Raw genomic sequence first — 16,553 nt, 5'->3', positions numbered from 1 at the left:
GGGCGCTGCCATGCCACCGCGTCGATTTTGACCGCGATCGTCGCGGCGATGTTGCTGGGTGCATGCGCGGCGTCACCCGGCATGTACTTCGATTCGAAGGCGAAGGTTTCGGCGATCGGGCCCGACGCCGTGCCGAACGTGACGCCGATCACGCTGGACCTCGTGCGCGAACTGAAGAGCAAGCCAAGGGTGGATAACGAACGCGTGGAACAATTGTTCGCAAAGCCAGAGCCCTATCGGATCGGCGCCGGCGACATTCTTTCGGTGGTGGTGTGGGACCACCCCGAACTGGTCTTTCCTACGCAAACGTACAGCATCGGCGCGGCGTTCGAGGTTCCGCAGTCCAGCGGTGGGTCCAATGTGCCGGGGTACGTTGTCAGCGCGCAAGGTGACATCCAGTTTCCCTACGCTGGCGTGATGCATGTGGCAGGCATGACGGCAGGTCAAGTCAGGGACCGCATGGCTCGCATCCTCTCGCGCGTGGTGAGGGATCCCCAGATGACCGTACGGGTACTGGGCTTTCGCAGCCAGCGTGTGTACGTAGACGGTGAAGTCAAGGTCCCGGGCATGCAGGCCATTGACGACGCGCCCATGACGCTGGTCGAGGCACTCAATCGCGCCGGGGGCGTACTGAACCAAACCGGTGACAACAGCCGCGTGCGCGTTACCCGCGGGGAGCAAAGCTGGTATGTCAACATCCCTGCACTACTGGCCAAGGGGGTGGATCCCGCGCAGATTCTCCTCAAATCTGGCGATATTGTTCGCGTCGAGCAGCGGGAAGACAACAAGATCTTCGTCACGGGGGAAGTGGTGCGTCCCACCTCGCTGCTGATGCGAAATGGCCGCATGACCCTGAACGAGGCGTTGGGGGACGCCGGCGGTGTCAACCCTGGCTCCGCCAACGCGGAGCAGATCTTTGTGATTCGCAAGATGTCGGATGGCGAACCGAAGGTGTACCACCTGGATGGCAACTCACCGGTTGCGCTTGCCATCGCCGAGGGCTTCGAGCTTGAGCCCAAGGATGTCGTCTATGTCGATGCGCGCGACCTGGTGCGCTGGAGCCGCGTGATCAACCTGCTGCTGCCCGTCACGCAACCGGTGCTCGGCACCGCCAGCGTCGTCAAATAGTCGGTGCCATGCCATGATCCGGTCAATCCTTATCATCTGCACCGGCAATGTCTGTCGCAGTCCCATGGCTGCATGCCTGTTCAGGCGTGCCCTGCCCGACTGCGAAGTTGCATCCGCGGGTCTTGCCCCACCGATCGGCGCCAAGGCAGATCCGCGTGCCGTCAGGCTTCTCGCGAGCGAGGGGTGCGACCTTGCCGCCCACCGCGCGCGCGCGGTCGACGCGGCCATGGTGGCGACTGCCGAGCTGATTCTTGTGATGGACGGCGAACAGCGCAGGCAGCTGGAGGATCTTTTCCCGCATGCCCAGGGCAAAACATATCGAATCTGCGAGTTTGTGTACGCGGACGTACCGGATCCTTACGGCTGTTCCGCCAGCATGTTCGGTATCGTGCTTGACTTGATGAAGCACGGCATCGAAACATGGCTCACGCAACTCGAGGCGGCGCCAGCCGCCGCTAAAACTGATGGAGATTCGCCATGAGAACGGTCGATATGCACGATGACACGTCCGGCGGCCGGGACATCGATGGCAAGTCGATCGACGTGACGGCCTATCTTGACGTCCTGGTGCGCTATCGCTGGACGTTCCTGATTACGGCGGCCCTCGTCATCGGGATCGGCGTCCTCTACGCGGTCCTTGCACGCCCGATCTACCGCAGCGACGTGCTGATTCAGGTGGAAGAGCCCAACAGCAACACCAACGCCAATAACGGCAAGCTCAATGCCGGGATTTTTCCGATGCTGGACGTGAAGCCCACGGCCAGTGCCGAAGTCGAGCTGTTGCGTTCCCGTATGGTGGTGGGCAAAGCGGTCGACAACATGCAGCTTTACATCGAGGCTAAGCCTCGCTACTTCCCGTTGATCGGCAAGGTCATCGCCAGCTTCAATCGCGAACTGTCGACGCCTGGCCTGTTCGGCTGGGGTGGCTTCGCCTGGGGGCATGAATCGATCACCGTCCGGCAACTCGACGTGCCGGCACACATGGAAGGCCGCAAGATCTTGCTGACCGCCCTGGGAGACCGCCAGTACCGCGTCGGATTTTCCAGCGACAACGCAACCGCCACGGGCATGGTGGGCGTGCCACTGTCGATTGCCACTGCCGCGGGCCCCGTGACGCTTCTTGTGAGCGAACTGGACAGCAAGGCGGGTACGGCCTTCACGCTGCGGCGGCTTTCGCGCGGCGATGCGATTGCGCAATTGCAGGTGCGGCTGACCATTGCCGAACGAGGAAAGCAAAGCGGGGTCATCGGCGTCTCGCTGGAAGGCGAATCCCCGGATACGATCGCCCAGATACTCAATGAAATTGGCGACGCCTACGTGGATCAGAACGTGCGACGCAAGGCAGCGGAAGCCGAGAAATCGCTGGCATTCCTGGAACAGCAGTTGCCGGAACTCCGCCAACAGGTAGAGGCCGCGGAGACCCGGTACAACGCCATGCGCAACCAGCGCGGGACCGTGGACCTGAATGAAGAATCCAAGCTGCTGCTGGCGCAACAGGTGCAGATCCACACGAAACTGCAGGAGCTCAGGCAACGACGGCAGGACCTGGCATCGCGTTTTACGCCGGGCCACCCTGCCATTGGCCTGATCGACAGCCAGATAGCCGGCCTGACCGGCGAACTCAATAGTCTTTCCGGGCGTATCCAGAAGCTTCCGGACGATGAACAGAAAGTGCTGCGCCTGATGCGTGACGTCAAGGTCAATTCGGAAATGCTGCAATCCACGCTCAACGATGTTCAGCAGCTGCGGCTGATGCGGGCCAGCAAGGTGGGGACGGCTCGCCTGGTCGACCCCGCGGAGGTTCCGGTGAAGCCTGTACGGCCCAATCGCAAGATGATCGGCATGCTTGCGGTCCTGGCCGGGCTGATGGCCGGACTCTCGCTGGTCGTCGTGCGCCAGCTGCTAAACGGGGGCGTGGCCGATGCGGAAGAAATCGAGGAGAAGACCGGGATGATCGTGTACTCGACGATCCCGTTCAGCGGACAGCAGTCGCAACTCGATCCGGCCGGCAGCAATCCCGTGGGACTGCTGGCGACCGAGCACCCCGATGACCCGATCACGGAATGCCTGCGCAGCTTCCGGACCGCACTGCAGTTCGCCATCACTGGCAGGAACAACAAAGTGGTCGTCTTTGTCGGGCCGGCCCCCGGGGTGGGCAAGTCGTTCGTCTGCTCGAACTTCGCCGCCATTGCGGCCGCCGGGCATCGTGTGGTGCTCATTGACGGAGACCTGCGCCGCGGCGAACTGCATCGCCGCTTCAACGACAAGCGCAGCCCCGGGCTGACCGAACTGCTGATGGGTGCGCCGCTGGATCGCGTGATACGGCGCCAGGTGGCACCTGGACTGGACTTCATCCCTACGGGTAGCGAGCCACCGCATGCTGCCGACCTGCTGTCGGGTCCGGGTATGGACGCCTTGCTGGACGAACTCAAGTCGCGCTATGACCTGGTCCTGATCGATACGCCGCCCGTACTGGCGGCCTCCGACGCCGGTATCCTGGCCAGCAAGGCAGGTGCGGTGTTCATGGTCGTCCGTGCGGAAAGCACCACAATCAGCGAACTGGTCGCATCGCGAAGGGAGATCCAGCAGGCCGGCGGAGAGGTCAGGGGCGTAATCTTCAACGGACTGAACGTCGAAGGACGCTGGTACCGGGCACACTACTACTTTGGCAAATATCGTTACTCTGGCGAATATGGCAACGTGAATTCGAAGCGCGCGTGATACGGTCGTCTTGTGCCTGGAATTCGCAAGATAGGCCAGGCCTTTTTGCAAGTCCCGCTCCGGAGCCGTCTGCCAGGCCCCGGTGACTGACGTAGGCGAGGTCGCCATGCCACTCATCACTGCATCCTCAGTGGTCTCCATCGTGATCGCCGGGGCCGGCGGCCTGGGGCTGGAGCTCTTTGATTACCTTGACAGGGAAGCCCTGGATGGGGGACCGCCGGTGGTCGGCTTCATTGACGACACGCCCGGCAAGGTACCGGATGGCGTGAACCGGCCCAACCTCGGTCCGATCCGGCAGTTCGTTGCCGCGCCCCATCAGGGGGTGATGGTTGCCATTGGCTCGCCCGGAGCACGTCGCGAGGTACTCACCTGGCTATCGCAACAAGGCGCCATGATGCCCTCGTATGTCCATGCCACGGCACTGGTTTCAACGTCGTCCCGCCTGGGCATGGCCGCGTTGATCTTCCCGTTTACCGTCGTGAGCCGCGATGCATCGGTGGAGGACGGCGTGGTTGCCAATGCGTTCTGCGGCATCGGCCATGGGGCTTCCGTCGGCCACTGCTCGGTGCTTTCCCCGCATGTCGTACTGAATGGCAATTCTTCCGTCGGACCCGGCTGCTTCCTGGGTACCCGCGCCACGGTGTATCCCGGCGTCAGCGTCGGCGCGGAATGCATGGTGGACTCTCACACAGGCGTGTCATCCAATGTCAAGGACCGGCAGTTCGTCACTTCCGGGGCGTACCAGATTGCTTCACGCCGCGTTCGTGACGAATAGGTTGGGCGTGGCCTGCGCGGCCACCATACGCCCCGTCTGCGGCGGCCCCGCTAGGAACGTAGACGCCACTGGACGAAGATCGTCACGACGGTTCCGCCGGAGATCGGGTCAATCGCTATCCTGCGCGAATATCGCTCGGTAACGCCAAGGCAGTCCAACCCTTTCGACCACAGCTGCACGCGGATCGGATACAGCGATACAGGAACCAGCACGACCAGGACCAGGGCCAGCACCAGGCAATTCAGGGCGGGCGCCCGGACAGCCGGAATCTTCCTGCGGGAAGGACGCAGATTCGCCCACGTCACGATGAACCCGATGCCCATGCCGATCACGGTCTCCGCCATCGTGTGATAGCGGCCTGCGATCAGCGCGACCGCCGCGAGCAACGCCACGCCGATGCCGGCCCTCGTTCCCATGCGGGCCGCCTTTTCGCCCCAGATCGACCCCAGCACGGTCAACGACATCGGATAGACGGCAGCGGTCAGCATGGCGTGTCCGCTGATGCTGTACAGGTTGGCAGAGGGGATGGACCAGCCACCGAACTCGAAAGCCAGCTTTCCCGCGACGATCGCGGACGCGCCCGCGCAAAGTGTGAAGAGCCAATAGTAGGCCTGCTTCCAGAACCCCTGGTATGCGAGACGCATCGCAACAAAGGCCGCGAGTGGAAACAGGAAAGACGCATCGCCAAACCGCGCAACTAGGAACCAGGGAATATGCACGCTCGCTCCAGGTCGCCGTCTGCATCCGGCTTGGCGAAATGCGGAATGATGATGCCGAGGGCCTTACACACCATCGGCATCCGCCGCATGCCGTGGGCTCCCCCTGAACCGCGGCGCCGAAAACTCTCCCGCCGCACTGATCCCGTCCCGCGCCAGCACCTTGTTGACCGTCCGCCACAGCACCACGATATCCAGCCAGACGGACACATGGTCCACGTACCACACATCCAGCCTGAATTTCTCCTCCCAGCTGATCGCGTTGCGCCCGCTGATCTGCGCCAGCCCGGTGATGCCGGGACGAACATCATGGCGACGCGCCTGTTCCGCCGAGTAAAGCGGCAGGTACTCCATCAGCAGCGGGCGCGGGCCCACCAGGCTCATATCGCCTTTCAGGACGTTCCAGAGCTCGGGCAGCTCGTCGAGACTGGTAGCGCGAAGGAACGCACCGAACTTCGTGAGCCGGTCCGGGTCGGGCAGCAACTCGCCATCCGGCCCGCGCGCATCGGTCATGGTGCGGAACTTGACGATATGAAAGGGCTGGCCATGCAGTCCTGGCCGCACTTGCCGGAAGAAAACCGGCGTGCCCAGCTTCCGGCGGACGGCGCAGATCAAGACAAGAAGAGGAATGGCGAGCAGCAGCAGGCCCACCACGGAGAGGACGATGTCAAAGATGCGCTTCATGATGCTTCCTGCCAATCATTGAATTTCGGCCTTTTGGCGAGGCAAGCCACAACGTTCGCAACCTGGATGCGGAACACCGCAGGACGAGGCTCGTCACCCGCCTGATATCGTGCGCCGGCCTTCTGCGCAAAGACAGACCCTGGCCGATCTGCACCATTCGATAAATATAATCGAGCACAAACGCTCCCGATGATCGATATGTGGCGGCGGGCACAGTGTGCACTTCACCCTTACATCCCGTGGTCGCGCTGCGTGACCCTGGCCGCCTGTTTCGCCAGCGCGGCATGATCAGCGGCATGCACCTGCCGATAGCCCCTGATCCACGCGCGTACCCTGATATCGACAGGACGTTCAACGGTGCGATAGACAAAGGCCGCTACAAGCACCGACGCAAACACGAGCGATAGACAGATCAGGTCCCCTGGCAGGAAGCGATGTCTGTCGGCTCCGGCAAGCACCCGTGCAAACGCCGGAATCGTGAACGCCTGCAGCAGGTACAGGGAATATGATGCGTCCCCGACCTGCTGCAGGAGGTCACTTCCTTTCCAGCCACCCGCGGCTTCCCTGAGGATCACCCCCGAGACCAGCAGCGCTGCCGGAATCCCCGCACATACGACCCTGTGCGCCATGTCGGAGGCAGGCGTCCCGACGCAGAACCCCAGCACACCGGCGGCAATGATGATGGCCGACGTGCGCGCGGAGACTCTGAAGCCGGCTCGATAAGACCAGGCGAAGACGCAGCCGAATATGAACTCCAGCAACAACGGATCGGTCAGGAACCTGAAGATGTACGCCGACGGCCGCGTCAATGACAGGACGGAAAGCCCTGCAAAAATAGCGATGAGGACCAGCCGGCTGCGTGATTCCGCAAAGCAGATCGACACGGCAAACACCGCATAGAAGAACATCTCGTAGGTCAGCGTCCAGCCAACATAGAGGATCGGGTAATAGCTGCCGCTTTCCCGCGCCTCGTAGGGGATGAAGAGATACGAGGTCACCGCTTGCGTCAGCGTGAACTCCGTCGTCTTCAGGCTCGGCACGCACCACACGATCGCCAGCATCACGCTTGTGAGCAGCCAGTACATCGGGGCGATCCGCGCGATCCGGGCGGCCATGAATTCCCTTGCCGCCACCATGCCCCGGTCTCGCCCCGCAGTCGTCATCACCATGACGAAGCCGGAGATAAAGAAGAAGATGTCGACACCCGCCCATCCCCACGCGGACGCATGGCTCACGATCCCCGGTTTCCAGCCGTGGATCTGTATGGTGGCAGCGCAATGGTAGGCAACGACCGCCATCGCTGCGATGGCACGCAGGCACTGGACGGAAGACAGCATTGGCTTGGACATGGTTCGTGCGCTCCCGATGGTGGCCTGGACGGCTATGTATGCCCCGAACGGGGGCTTTGTCCTGACATTCTGGCGCTCGGCAAACGGCAGCACTGTTGCCCGTCCCACACATGCGGTGGTGTTCCGGTATGCCCATGCCTGCGAAGCGCCGGGCATCTGTTGGAGAGCGCACCGATGCCACCCGGGTGCATCGGTACAGTCAGCCTCGACGATCGGGCTTGCCGCGCGCCCGGCGTTGACCGGTGCAGAGGATCCACATGAAATCTACGACCGTACCCAGCGAAGGCGGTGGCGGGCTCGACGCCACCACGCCCGCCGCGCTTCCCCCCCACCCGTTGCACGGTCCCGATGCGATCTGGCAGGAAACCAACTGCTATATCGACCTGTGGGTCGAACTGCTGCACGCCTGGGGTCTCGATCCGCGCGCCGCGCTGCCGTTCACGGTGGCGCAGGACTTCGAAGGCGACCACTTCACCTTCTTCAAGTATCCGCAAGCCGACCTGGAGACGCTGTACGGCACGGTGGTCCAGGAAATGGCGGTCTATGACACGCTGCTCGCGCACGTCGTCGCGCAGGTCGAGCGCGGCCATACGGTGCTGGTCGAGGTCGACAGCTTCTATCTGCCCGATACGCACGCCACGGCGTACCGGCGCGAACACGTCAAGACCACGGTGGCGATCGACTACATCAATCCCCAGGCACAACGGCTCTCGTATTTCCACAGCCTGGGCTATCACAGCGCGCAGGACGAGGACTATCGCGGCCTGTTGCGGCTGTCGCCGGAACTGAGCGGCAACGGCAACATCCTCTTTCCCTATGCCGAATGCGCCAAGCGCGTACGGCCCGCGCTGGCCATGCCGGCCATGGCCGATGCCTCGGTCGCGCTGATGCGCCGGCACCTGGTGCGGCTGCCCGTCATCAATCCCGTCAGCCACTGGCGGCAGGAATTCGACGCGCATATGGACACGCTGCTGGCGCGCGACGAAGCCTACTTCCACCTCTACACCTTCAACCTGCCCCGTCAGCTCGGGGCGAACTTCGAGATGCTGCATCACTGGCTGCGGTGGCTCGACGAGCAGGGCCGCGGTACACCGTTGACGGCCGAGGCCGCCGAGACGGCAAGCGCCATCGCGACGGAAGCAAAGGTGCTGCAGTTCCGCCTGGCCCGTGCCGTCGCGCGTCGCCGCGCCGATCCTTGCACGCAGAGCCTGGAGGCATTGGAATCCGGCTACGAGAAGACCATCGACAACCTGGTTGCGGCCTTCGGCCCCTCGGTCGCGGCGGCCGCCTGAAGCCTTCGACGATTCCCGTCGCCTCGCCGGCGACGGGAATCGCGCGCACCACAGCGGGCATGTCGTGCGCCGCTATCCGTCGTAGCCAAGCGGGTGCTCGGCGTTGAGCGCGTAGATTTCGCCGGAGGGCGCCGGCGCGGCATCGCCGCCGGACTTGCCATCGAACACGAGCCGAAGCCGCCGGCTGTCGCCCGGCGCGAGATGAAACCAGTTCTCGCTGGCGTCGTAGCTGCGGTCTTCGATATGCACCCAGCGCGCAAAGCGCCGGGCCGTGACGGTGAGCCACCAGTCGTCATCCACGCGTTCGAGCCGGGCCTGCAGATCCGGCGCCTTGAGTGCGGCGGCGCGACGATCAGGCAGGTACACGGCCTGGCTCAGCGTCTCGCCACCCTCTTCCGCGCGCAGCGTTGCCTGCACCACGTCGTGCGTGGGCGGGCCGAAGCGGTAGGCATAGGTGAAATCGAAGAACCGGTCGAGCAGCGCGGCCGCCTCTACGCAGGCCGCGCCGTGGGCAGGCAGCTGGAGCAGCTGTCGCGCCTGAGCCACGACGACCTCGCCATCGCGCAGGCAACGCAGCTCCAGCCACAACGCACGCGCCTGCGCCGTTTCGTTGAGCACGTGCAGGTGCAGGCCGTTGAGGCCTTCATCGGTGATCAGTACCTGAAGCGGCTGCCAGGCCTGCCTCAACGCGTGCCAGGCCGATTTGGGCCTGCCGCACGCATCGACAATGCCCCAGCCGGCACCCGGCAGCAGATCCTGGAACTGCCAGACCAGCCCGCCCGCGCAACTGGAGCCAACGCGCCGCCATTCGGCGAAGACATCGCTCATCACCTCGGCCACCACCGCGCGCGACAGCATCAGGTAGCGCTGGGGCTGTTCATAGCGCAGGCGCGCGGGATCGACGTCATACAAGGTGCGCAGGTAGTGTTCGCGCACATCCTCGAAGTCCCACGAGGCGCCGGCATCGCGAGGCACCCTCGCTTTCCAGCGCGGCGAATGCAGCGGGGGCGAACCGTTCTCAGCGAGCGTGCGGTCGCACGGGACATTGGCAAAGGCCAGGCATTCGGAGGCGAACCGTACCTGCGCCAGCCGCGCGTCGGCCAGCGGCCGCTGGTAGGCCCCGACGCCGTAATAGTGGCTGACGCCGGTATCGGGCTGGAACGGCAAGGCACCGCCACTGGGCGAGTTGCCGACGTACACGACATCGGGCCGATGCGTGGCAACCAGGTCCGGCATCAGGGCATCGAACAGCGGTTGCTTCCAGTCACTGCGCGCGGCCCCGAGCATGGCGGCCTGCTGTTCCGCTTCGCTGGCACCGCAGACCACCGCGATCGACGGATGCGTGCGCGTCGAAGTCAGCCATTCGGCCACTTCGCGCGCCGCATCTTCCATCAGGCCAACGCCGGGTCCGATGCTGCCGTAGTCGAAGTTGGCAAACATGAAATCTTGCCAGACCAGTAGTCCCAGTTCATCGCAAACCCGATAGAAGGCGTCGCCCGGATAGCACGTCACGCCGCTCACGCGGACCATGTTCATGCCGCCCGCGCGCGCCAGTGCCAGCCAGCGCCGGGACGCTTCTTCGGTGTCGGCCAGGCCGGGCAGGTCCACGCTGGAAATGCAGGCGCCGCGGCAGAATATGGGCTCGCCATTGATGTGCAGCGCGAATGCGCCCGATGCCTCGGACGGACCGAGCGAGACACTGCGAAAGCCCACGCGGCCGCAGTGGACCCTGCGCCCTTCGATGCTCGCTTCGACGCCGTAGAGATGCGGCTCGCCATGCGTATGCGGCCACCATAGCCGCGGGCGATCGATATGGATGGCACCTTCCAGCGTGTGGCCATCGGTTCGCGTCAACGCGCCCCAATGGCGGCTTCCCGATTGGTCGCTGACCTCGAACGATCCCGATGCGGGCGCCGTTGCCGGAAAATGCAGGCGCACCGAGACCACTCCACCGTGTTCCTGCATGCGCGCACGCAAGTCGGCGCGCAGGCCGTGCAGGATATCGCCGCTGGCCGGGTCAAGCAGTTCCACGGGCCGCCACGGCCCGACCGCATGGACCGGCGGGCACCAGCCCGGCATGTGGCCCAGCAGCGTCGTGCGCACCGCGCGCAACTGCGCCGGCACGATCATCCTTGGCTTCCAGCGCACTGGACCGCGCTGCTTGCGCAGCCAGGGTTCGAGCGCGCGAAAGCAAATATGCAGCACGTTGTCGCCGGCGAGGTCGACCTCGACCTCGTGCGCGACAAACATGTGCCGCGTGCTCAGTACCAGCGTGCCGTTTAGCCAGACTTCGGCGACCGTGGCGAGGCCGTTGAAGCGCAGCGTCTTGCGGCCCTGGCCGCTGAACGCCGTGCGATACCAATGGTCGTACGCGTGCAAGGGCGGCGGTGCCGCGTCGTCCCAGCGCCCTGCGGCGCGCAGCGCGCCGGCCACGGTGCCCGGAACCGGGGCTGGCAACCACGCCATGCCGGCCGGCAAGGCCGCGGGACTTTGCGCGGCGCCGGCGGCCATTTGCGCCCAGGTCCATGCCCCGTCGAGCGCGGCACTGACGATGCCGATCCCTGGCCGGCCGGCCGGCACCGCGCCCCAGATCGGCACACGGCTGGTGTCCAGGCAGTTGTGCTGCGTCATGAGGCACTCGTCGCGGCGTGTCAGAGGCCCCCGAGCGCCTCGCGCACGCGCCGCGGCCACTTCGCCAGCTCGAAGCCGTGATGGCGCAGCAATGCCAGCGTCAGGCGCTCGATGCCGAAGCCGACGCAACCGGTGTGGGCCAGCTCGCCGTCCGCCGTGCGCAAGGGCCACGCATGGGCAAAATGGTCCATGTGGTAGTTGAAGCTCATGCAGGCCGTGGGCGGCGCGCCATCGTTGATCGGCACCAGCAGTTCGAACTTCAGCTTCAGTTCGCGCTGGCTGTCGGCGACGATCTTGCCGCCGCGGCCAAAGAACGGATCGTTCGCCAGATCGACCTCATGGGGCAGCTCCAGCATGCCGGCAAGCTGCTTGCCGCGCTCGATCCACACCTGACGGAACGCGACGATCTGCTCGGCCGTACCGAGCCGCACGTATTCGCGCTGCCGGAACATCTGCATGCGTGCGGGATCGATCGACGGCTCATGGCGGAAGCAGTATGTGAGCACGTCGACCACCATCCCTTCGACGGGCATGGGTCCGCGCGACGCAATCAGCGGATACACCGGATAGCACGCCGCGGGCGCCAGCACGACATCGGTCGGGCGCTGCTGGTCGGCCCATTCCTCGCCTTGTTCGAGCCGCGCCAGCAGGCGGTGGTGGTCGCGATCGCTGCCGCAGAAGCAATGCACCGTACCCGCCAGCTGCGGAAAGCTCTTCAGGTACTCGCTGGCCTCGAAATCCTGGCGCGGCATGGCCGGGGGAAAGCGCATCACTTCCGCGTGCTGATCGGCGCCAAGCTGGGTCACGGCGGCGTTCAGGCCATCGGCAATGCTCTCGAACAAGCCGCTCCGGCCGTAAATGCCGTCGACCGCGCTCGGATAAAGCACGCGCGCATCGATCAGCGCCTGCCGGTAAGCGCGACGCCCCGCGTCGGGGTCGGGTGCGGGCTTTGGCGAGGTATAGCTGCGGCCGGAAGCGGCCGGCGATTCGTCGTCCGGCGCATAAGCGCTGCTGGCATTTTCCATGGTCGGTTCCTTACGCGGACCGGTCCGCCAGCAACAGGTTGGCGGTGTTGGTCAGGATGCGATCGTTGTTGATCATGAGCGGCGCGGACCACAGGTCGCGCAGGTGGCGGCCCAGGCTGAAGGGCGTGCCGTGCTTGTAGCCGGCCATGCCGCAGACCAGCATCGCGATATGCACCGCTTCCAGCGCCATGGCCGACACGCTGGTCTTCAGGCCATTCATTTCCGCCGCCAGGTTGAAAGTCGCCGACATGCTCTGGCCCGCGTCACGCTCGCGCTGGTGCGTCAACGCGAGTGCGAGCCTGCCTTCCAGCATCTGAATGATGGCCACGGCTTCCGCCACGCGCGTGGCCGATGGCGGCAGCGTTCCGGGGCGGGCGCGGGCCTGGCCCTGGAACAGCGACTTGGCACGCTGCACCGCATCGGCCGCAATGCCGGTCCACAGCGCGGACCACAGGATGTGCGACACGGGCGTCATGGTGGCGTCGGCGATTTCACCGAACGGCACCGGGAGAACCTGGTCTGTATGGCCACGGGCCTCCAGCCGGTAGCCATTGCTGCAGGTGCCGCGCATGCCCAGCGTGTCCCACGTGGACAGGCTTTCCAGCGCATAGTCGGGCTTGAGCACGCTGACCATGACCTGATCCGATGGCGAAGCATCGGGACTGCGCCGCGCGGTCACGAGAATGCCATCCGCGTGCGCGCCATAGGATATGGTCGGCGCCATCTTGAGCAGGTGCAGGCTGGCGCCGTCGACATTGATGGCGCAGCCGCTGTTGCGCAAGGCGCCGCCGATGGCTTCTTCCGACGTGGCCGAGGCCAGCAGCAACTGTTCGCCGGCCAGGCGCCGCAACAGCTGCGCATGCCATGCGCTGTCGCTCGCATGGTTGACCAGGCACGCCACCTGGATCTGGTGCATGGCGTAGATCATCCCGGTCGAGGCACAGGCGCTTCCGAGGATGCGGCAGACGCCTGCGATGGTGTCCAGGGACGCGCCGCCGCCACCGAAGGCCACGGGCACCATGGCGCCAAGCAGCTTCTGCTCGCGCAGCACCGCGAAGGCTTCGTGCGGAAAACGCGCTTCGCCGTCAACCTGGTCCGCAAAGCGGGCCGCCTCGGGCACCGCGCGGTGCGCTGCGGCCAGCCAGTCGCCGGCATCCATGACATCGGGCCGCGGATGCGCCAGCTCCACGCTGGCAAGGACGGGTTTCATGCGGCCTCCTGTTCTTGCTTGATCAGCTCCGCCGCGGCGGCCAGCGAGTTGATGCTGCGGAACAACTGGCGGGTCAACAGCCGGTCCGGGATCTCGATGCCGAATTCGTTCTCCATCGCCAGCATGACATGCACGGTAGCGAGCGAGGAAAGTCCCGCCGCATACAGGTCGGCCTGGTCGTCCAACGACTCCACCGGTACATCGAGCCGGGCGACTTCCGAAAGGATGGTACGTATGGCTGCTTTCATGCTTGCGCTCCCGAGGCGAGCCTGCTGGCCCGTGTTTCACCCATTTGGCCTAAGGCGGGTGAAGAAATCGGTGCGGTGCCACACGAACGTTGCATCTTCGAATCACCGGATCGCCCCGGATGTTGCAGCCGTGCATCGTCGCGGGCGAAGAACACCTGATCGTGGTATGGACCCGCGCGCCGATCGCTATCGGACTCGGAATGGACGCCGAAAGAAAGCCGAATGGACGTGGATGGGGCCACGCAGAAACGGGTACGCCCGGCTGCCGCCGGGCTACCTCATGCGGCCTTCGTACCCGATGCGTCCGCCGCCTTGTCGGCATGGTTGGTCAACGCCGGATGCTTGATCGCGGCACGCGGCAAGGGCATCCCGAGGTACGGATTGATGCTGTTGAAATCCGCGCGGTTGCTGCGCCGTTGCACCACGCCATTCAGGATGCCGCCCATCAGCCGCGCATCGGCGCGCGCCAGGCGCTTGAGGGTTTCGTTGACCTGCTCCGCCGGCGTGACGTCGGCGCGAATGACCAGCAGCGTCGATCCCGCCAGGCTGGCGACCAGCGTCGCGTCCGCCACCGCCATCACGGGCGGCGTGTCGACGATGACCAGGTCGAAGCGGCCCGCGCAGCGGCGCAGGTTGTCCGCCAGCGTTGGCAGCATCAGCAGCTCGGACGGGTTGGTTGGCGTCTTGCCGTGCGTGAGGATGAATAGCCCGCTGACCACGGTCGGCCGGACGGCCTCGGCAATCTGCAGGCGGCCGGCCAGGACTTCGGCAAGCCCGCCTTCTGGCGGCTGGTCGAACCAGTCGGCGATCTTTCCGCGGCGCAGGTCCGCATCGACCAGCAGCACGCGCTGGCCGGCTTCGGCGAACAGCACCGCGAGATTGACCGCCGAGAACGTCTTGCCCGCGCCCACCGCGGGGCTGGTCACGGCCACCACGCCATCGGGCGCACCACGCAGCGAGAAATGCAGCGCCGCGCGCAAGCTGCGCAGCCCTTCCACGGCGAGCGAGTGCGGCGCGCGCCGGGCCAGCAGGAAATGGTCATGCAGTCCCTGCCTGAGCAGCCGTTCGCTTTCCGCGCAATCGCTGTCGGACTCGTCGATGGCGGATGCATCGACGAGCGCCGTGCCCGCGCGCGGGGCCTCGAGGCGGCTGTTCGCGTGCAAGGCAAAACCCGCGGCAATGCCCAGGCGCCGCTTGGCGTCGATCTCGCGTTCGAGCTCCGCCTGTTCGTCGCTGAAGGCGACATCCCCCAGCATGGCAATGCCAAGCCGCTGCTCGGCATCGTTGGCCGTGGCCAGCGATGGCTTCAGGCGCTGGCGCACGCCGACGCCTGCCACGCCAAGGCACAGGCCCAGCAGCAGCCCGCCGGAGACGTACGGCCAGGCCCCGGGGCCGACCGAGCGCGCCGGGACGATGGCCTTGTCGACCAGCCGCATCTGGCTGGAGTTGTCCGAACGCTGCAGCGACAACTGCTCGACTTTCGTGCGCAGCGTCATGTACATGTCCTCGGCCACCTTGACGTCGCGCGCCAGCGCCACCGCCTCGCGTTCGGAGGCCGACAGGCTCTGCATGCGGGCATCGATCTCGGCGCGATCGCGCGTCATCTGCTGGATCTGGCTGTCGACGGTCTTGACCTCGTTCGCATCCGTGGTGAAGCGCTGCAGCAGCTTGGTCCGTTCCATCCTGAGCGCGGTGATCTGGCGCTGGTACTCCATGCTGTTGTTCAGGAACGATTGCGCGTCGCGGCTGGGTTGCATCGAGCCGGTGCGGGCGCGATAGCGGCTCTGCGCCTCTTCGGCGCGCGCGAGTTCGGCCTGCACGCGCGGCAACTCGCCGGTCAGGAAGGCCAGCGAGTCGGCGACGTCGCCGCGGCGCTGGGCGGTCTGTCCGCTGATGTAGGCGGCCGTCACGCCATTGACGAGCGCGGCGGCGGCACCCGGCTCCGGAGATTGCCAGGCGACGCGGACCGTGCTGCCACCGGACTCGCCGCTTTCGCTGTCGACGACCAGGCCCTGCCGGATCGCATCGGCGATGCGGGCCGGGTCATGGCGCGTCAGCAGGAAGCGCGTGCCGGGCGCGGCCTCGATGCGCGCCACGCGCAGCTCCACGCCGTTGCCGGCGGCATTCTCGCCGACCACGCCTTCGACCAGCGCGGTGTCCTGGTAGCTGATGCGGTAGCTGCCATCCCGTAGCACTTCGAACATCATGGGCTGGTCCACCAGCCGCTCCGGCACGGCCAGGCGGTCCAGCAAGAGCCGCTCGCCGCCCCATGCATAGCCAAGCCACGTGCCACGCGGCTGGCCTGGCGTGGACCATCGCTCGAACAGCGCGCCGAGCAGCGGCGCGCGCACCGGCCGCGCGGTGATGTCCAGGTGCAATGCCTCGACCACCGGCGCCACGATGGCACGGCTGCGCAGCAGGCCGGCGTCGAGCTGCGCGCCCGGCTGCGTCTGCCCGGCATTGCGCGCGGCGCCCTCCTTGCCTTCCACCTGCACCAGCGCCTGGGCACGGTATTCCAGCGGGGACGACAGCGCCACCATGCCGCCGATGGCCGCGCCGAGCGCTCCGGCGGCGACGATCCATCCCAGATGGTCCAGCAGGACGCGAGCCCGCAAGGCCCGCGCCACCGGGGCTTCATGCCGGGGCATCTCCCGGTCGGCCGGTGCACCGGCATAGGACAGTCTGCTCACGGACACGACTCCTCATCCTCAAAGCGATGAAGGCCGGACACGCAGCGTGTGCTGCGGCACCGGCCATAGCGGTTCTGGTGCGGC

Annotated in this window: 13 protein-coding genes; 5 read left to right on the top strand and 8 right to left on the bottom strand. The window is 65.6% G+C overall.

Features of this window, described 5'->3' with window-relative positions; all coding sequences use genetic code 11:
* Positions 1-48: 48 nt before the first annotated feature.
* The 4 genes from AC3FKG_RS05135 (at position 49) to AC3FKG_RS05120 (ending at position 4,624) form a co-directional block, all read left to right on the top strand.
* Positions 49-1,128 (top strand): polysaccharide biosynthesis/export family protein, encoded by a 1,080-nt coding sequence (locus tag AC3FKG_RS05135; RefSeq protein WP_488742654.1) that lies wholly within the window; start codon positions 49-51, stop codon positions 1,126-1,128.
* Between the two features lie 13 nt (positions 1,129-1,141).
* Positions 1,142-1,609, top strand: a complete 468-nt coding sequence (locus AC3FKG_RS05130; RefSeq protein ID WP_488742578.1) for a low molecular weight protein-tyrosine-phosphatase — start codon at positions 1,142-1,144, stop codon at positions 1,607-1,609.
* Complete coding sequence (locus AC3FKG_RS05125) at positions 1,606-3,849, top strand: polysaccharide biosynthesis tyrosine autokinase (protein ID WP_488742577.1); 2,244 nt, start codon at positions 1,606-1,608, stop codon at positions 3,847-3,849. Before AC3FKG_RS05130 ends, AC3FKG_RS05125 begins: the two co-directional genes overlap by 4 nt.
* A 106-nt stretch (positions 3,850-3,955) precedes the next feature.
* On the top strand, positions 3,956-4,624 hold the full coding sequence (locus AC3FKG_RS05120) for an acetyltransferase (RefSeq protein ID WP_488742576.1): 669 nt from the start codon (positions 3,956-3,958) through the stop codon (positions 4,622-4,624).
* Positions 4,625-4,674: 50 nt separating this feature from the next.
* On the opposite strand, the gene AC3FKG_RS05115 is transcribed toward AC3FKG_RS05120, so the two are convergent.
* The 3 genes from AC3FKG_RS05115 to AC3FKG_RS05105 form a co-directional block, all read right to left on the bottom strand.
* Positions 4,675-5,343 (bottom strand): hypothetical protein, encoded by a 669-nt coding sequence (locus tag AC3FKG_RS05115; protein WP_488742575.1) that lies wholly within the window; start codon positions 5,341-5,343, stop codon positions 4,675-4,677.
* A 63-nt stretch (positions 5,344-5,406) separates the two neighbouring features.
* On the bottom strand, positions 5,407-6,024 hold the full coding sequence (locus AC3FKG_RS05110; protein ID WP_488742574.1) for a sugar transferase: 618 nt from the start codon (positions 6,022-6,024) through the stop codon (positions 5,407-5,409).
* Between the two features lie 230 nt (positions 6,025-6,254).
* Positions 6,255-7,373 (bottom strand): acyltransferase family protein, encoded by a 1,119-nt coding sequence (locus AC3FKG_RS05105; protein WP_488742573.1) that lies wholly within the window; start codon positions 7,371-7,373, stop codon positions 6,255-6,257.
* Between the two features lie 257 nt (positions 7,374-7,630).
* Here AC3FKG_RS05105 and AC3FKG_RS05100 point away from each other — a divergent pair, with 257 nt between their 5' ends.
* Complete coding sequence (locus AC3FKG_RS05100; RefSeq protein WP_488742572.1) at positions 7,631-8,665, top strand: DUF1839 family protein; 1,035 nt, start codon at positions 7,631-7,633, stop codon at positions 8,663-8,665.
* A gap of 72 nt (positions 8,666-8,737) precedes the next feature.
* On the opposite strand, the gene AC3FKG_RS05095 is transcribed toward AC3FKG_RS05100, so the two are convergent.
* The 5 genes from AC3FKG_RS05095 to AC3FKG_RS05075 form a co-directional block, all read right to left on the bottom strand.
* Entirely contained in the window at positions 8,738-11,296 is a 2,559-nt protein-coding gene (locus tag AC3FKG_RS05095) for a beta-mannosidase (RefSeq protein WP_488742571.1), read from the bottom strand.
* Positions 11,297-11,316: 20 nt separating this feature from the next.
* The gene (locus AC3FKG_RS05090) at positions 11,317-12,321 is read right to left on the bottom strand and encodes an amino acid--[acyl-carrier-protein] ligase (RefSeq protein ID WP_488742570.1); all 1,005 of its coding nucleotides are present in this window, start codon (positions 12,319-12,321) and stop codon (positions 11,317-11,319) included.
* A 10-nt stretch (positions 12,322-12,331) separates the two neighbouring features.
* Positions 12,332-13,531 (bottom strand): acyl-CoA dehydrogenase family protein, encoded by a 1,200-nt coding sequence (locus tag AC3FKG_RS05085; protein ID WP_488742569.1) that lies wholly within the window; start codon positions 13,529-13,531, stop codon positions 12,332-12,334.
* Entirely contained in the window at positions 13,528-13,779 is a 252-nt protein-coding gene (locus tag AC3FKG_RS05080; RefSeq protein WP_483712812.1) for an acyl carrier protein, read from the bottom strand. Before AC3FKG_RS05080 ends, AC3FKG_RS05085 begins: the two co-directional genes overlap by 4 nt.
* Before the next feature lie 278 nt (positions 13,780-14,057).
* A complete protein-coding gene (locus tag AC3FKG_RS05075) occupies positions 14,058-16,469 on the bottom strand; it encodes a polysaccharide biosynthesis tyrosine autokinase (protein ID WP_488742568.1) in 2,412 nt (803 codons plus the stop codon).
* Positions 16,470-16,553: the final 84 nt, after the last annotated feature.

The sequence above is a fragment of the Cupriavidus sp. 22TCCZM04-2 genome (genome assembly GCF_057798895.1).
The sequence above is the reverse complement of the archived record's forward strand: the minus strand, read 5'-3'. Positions and strand labels throughout refer to the sequence as shown.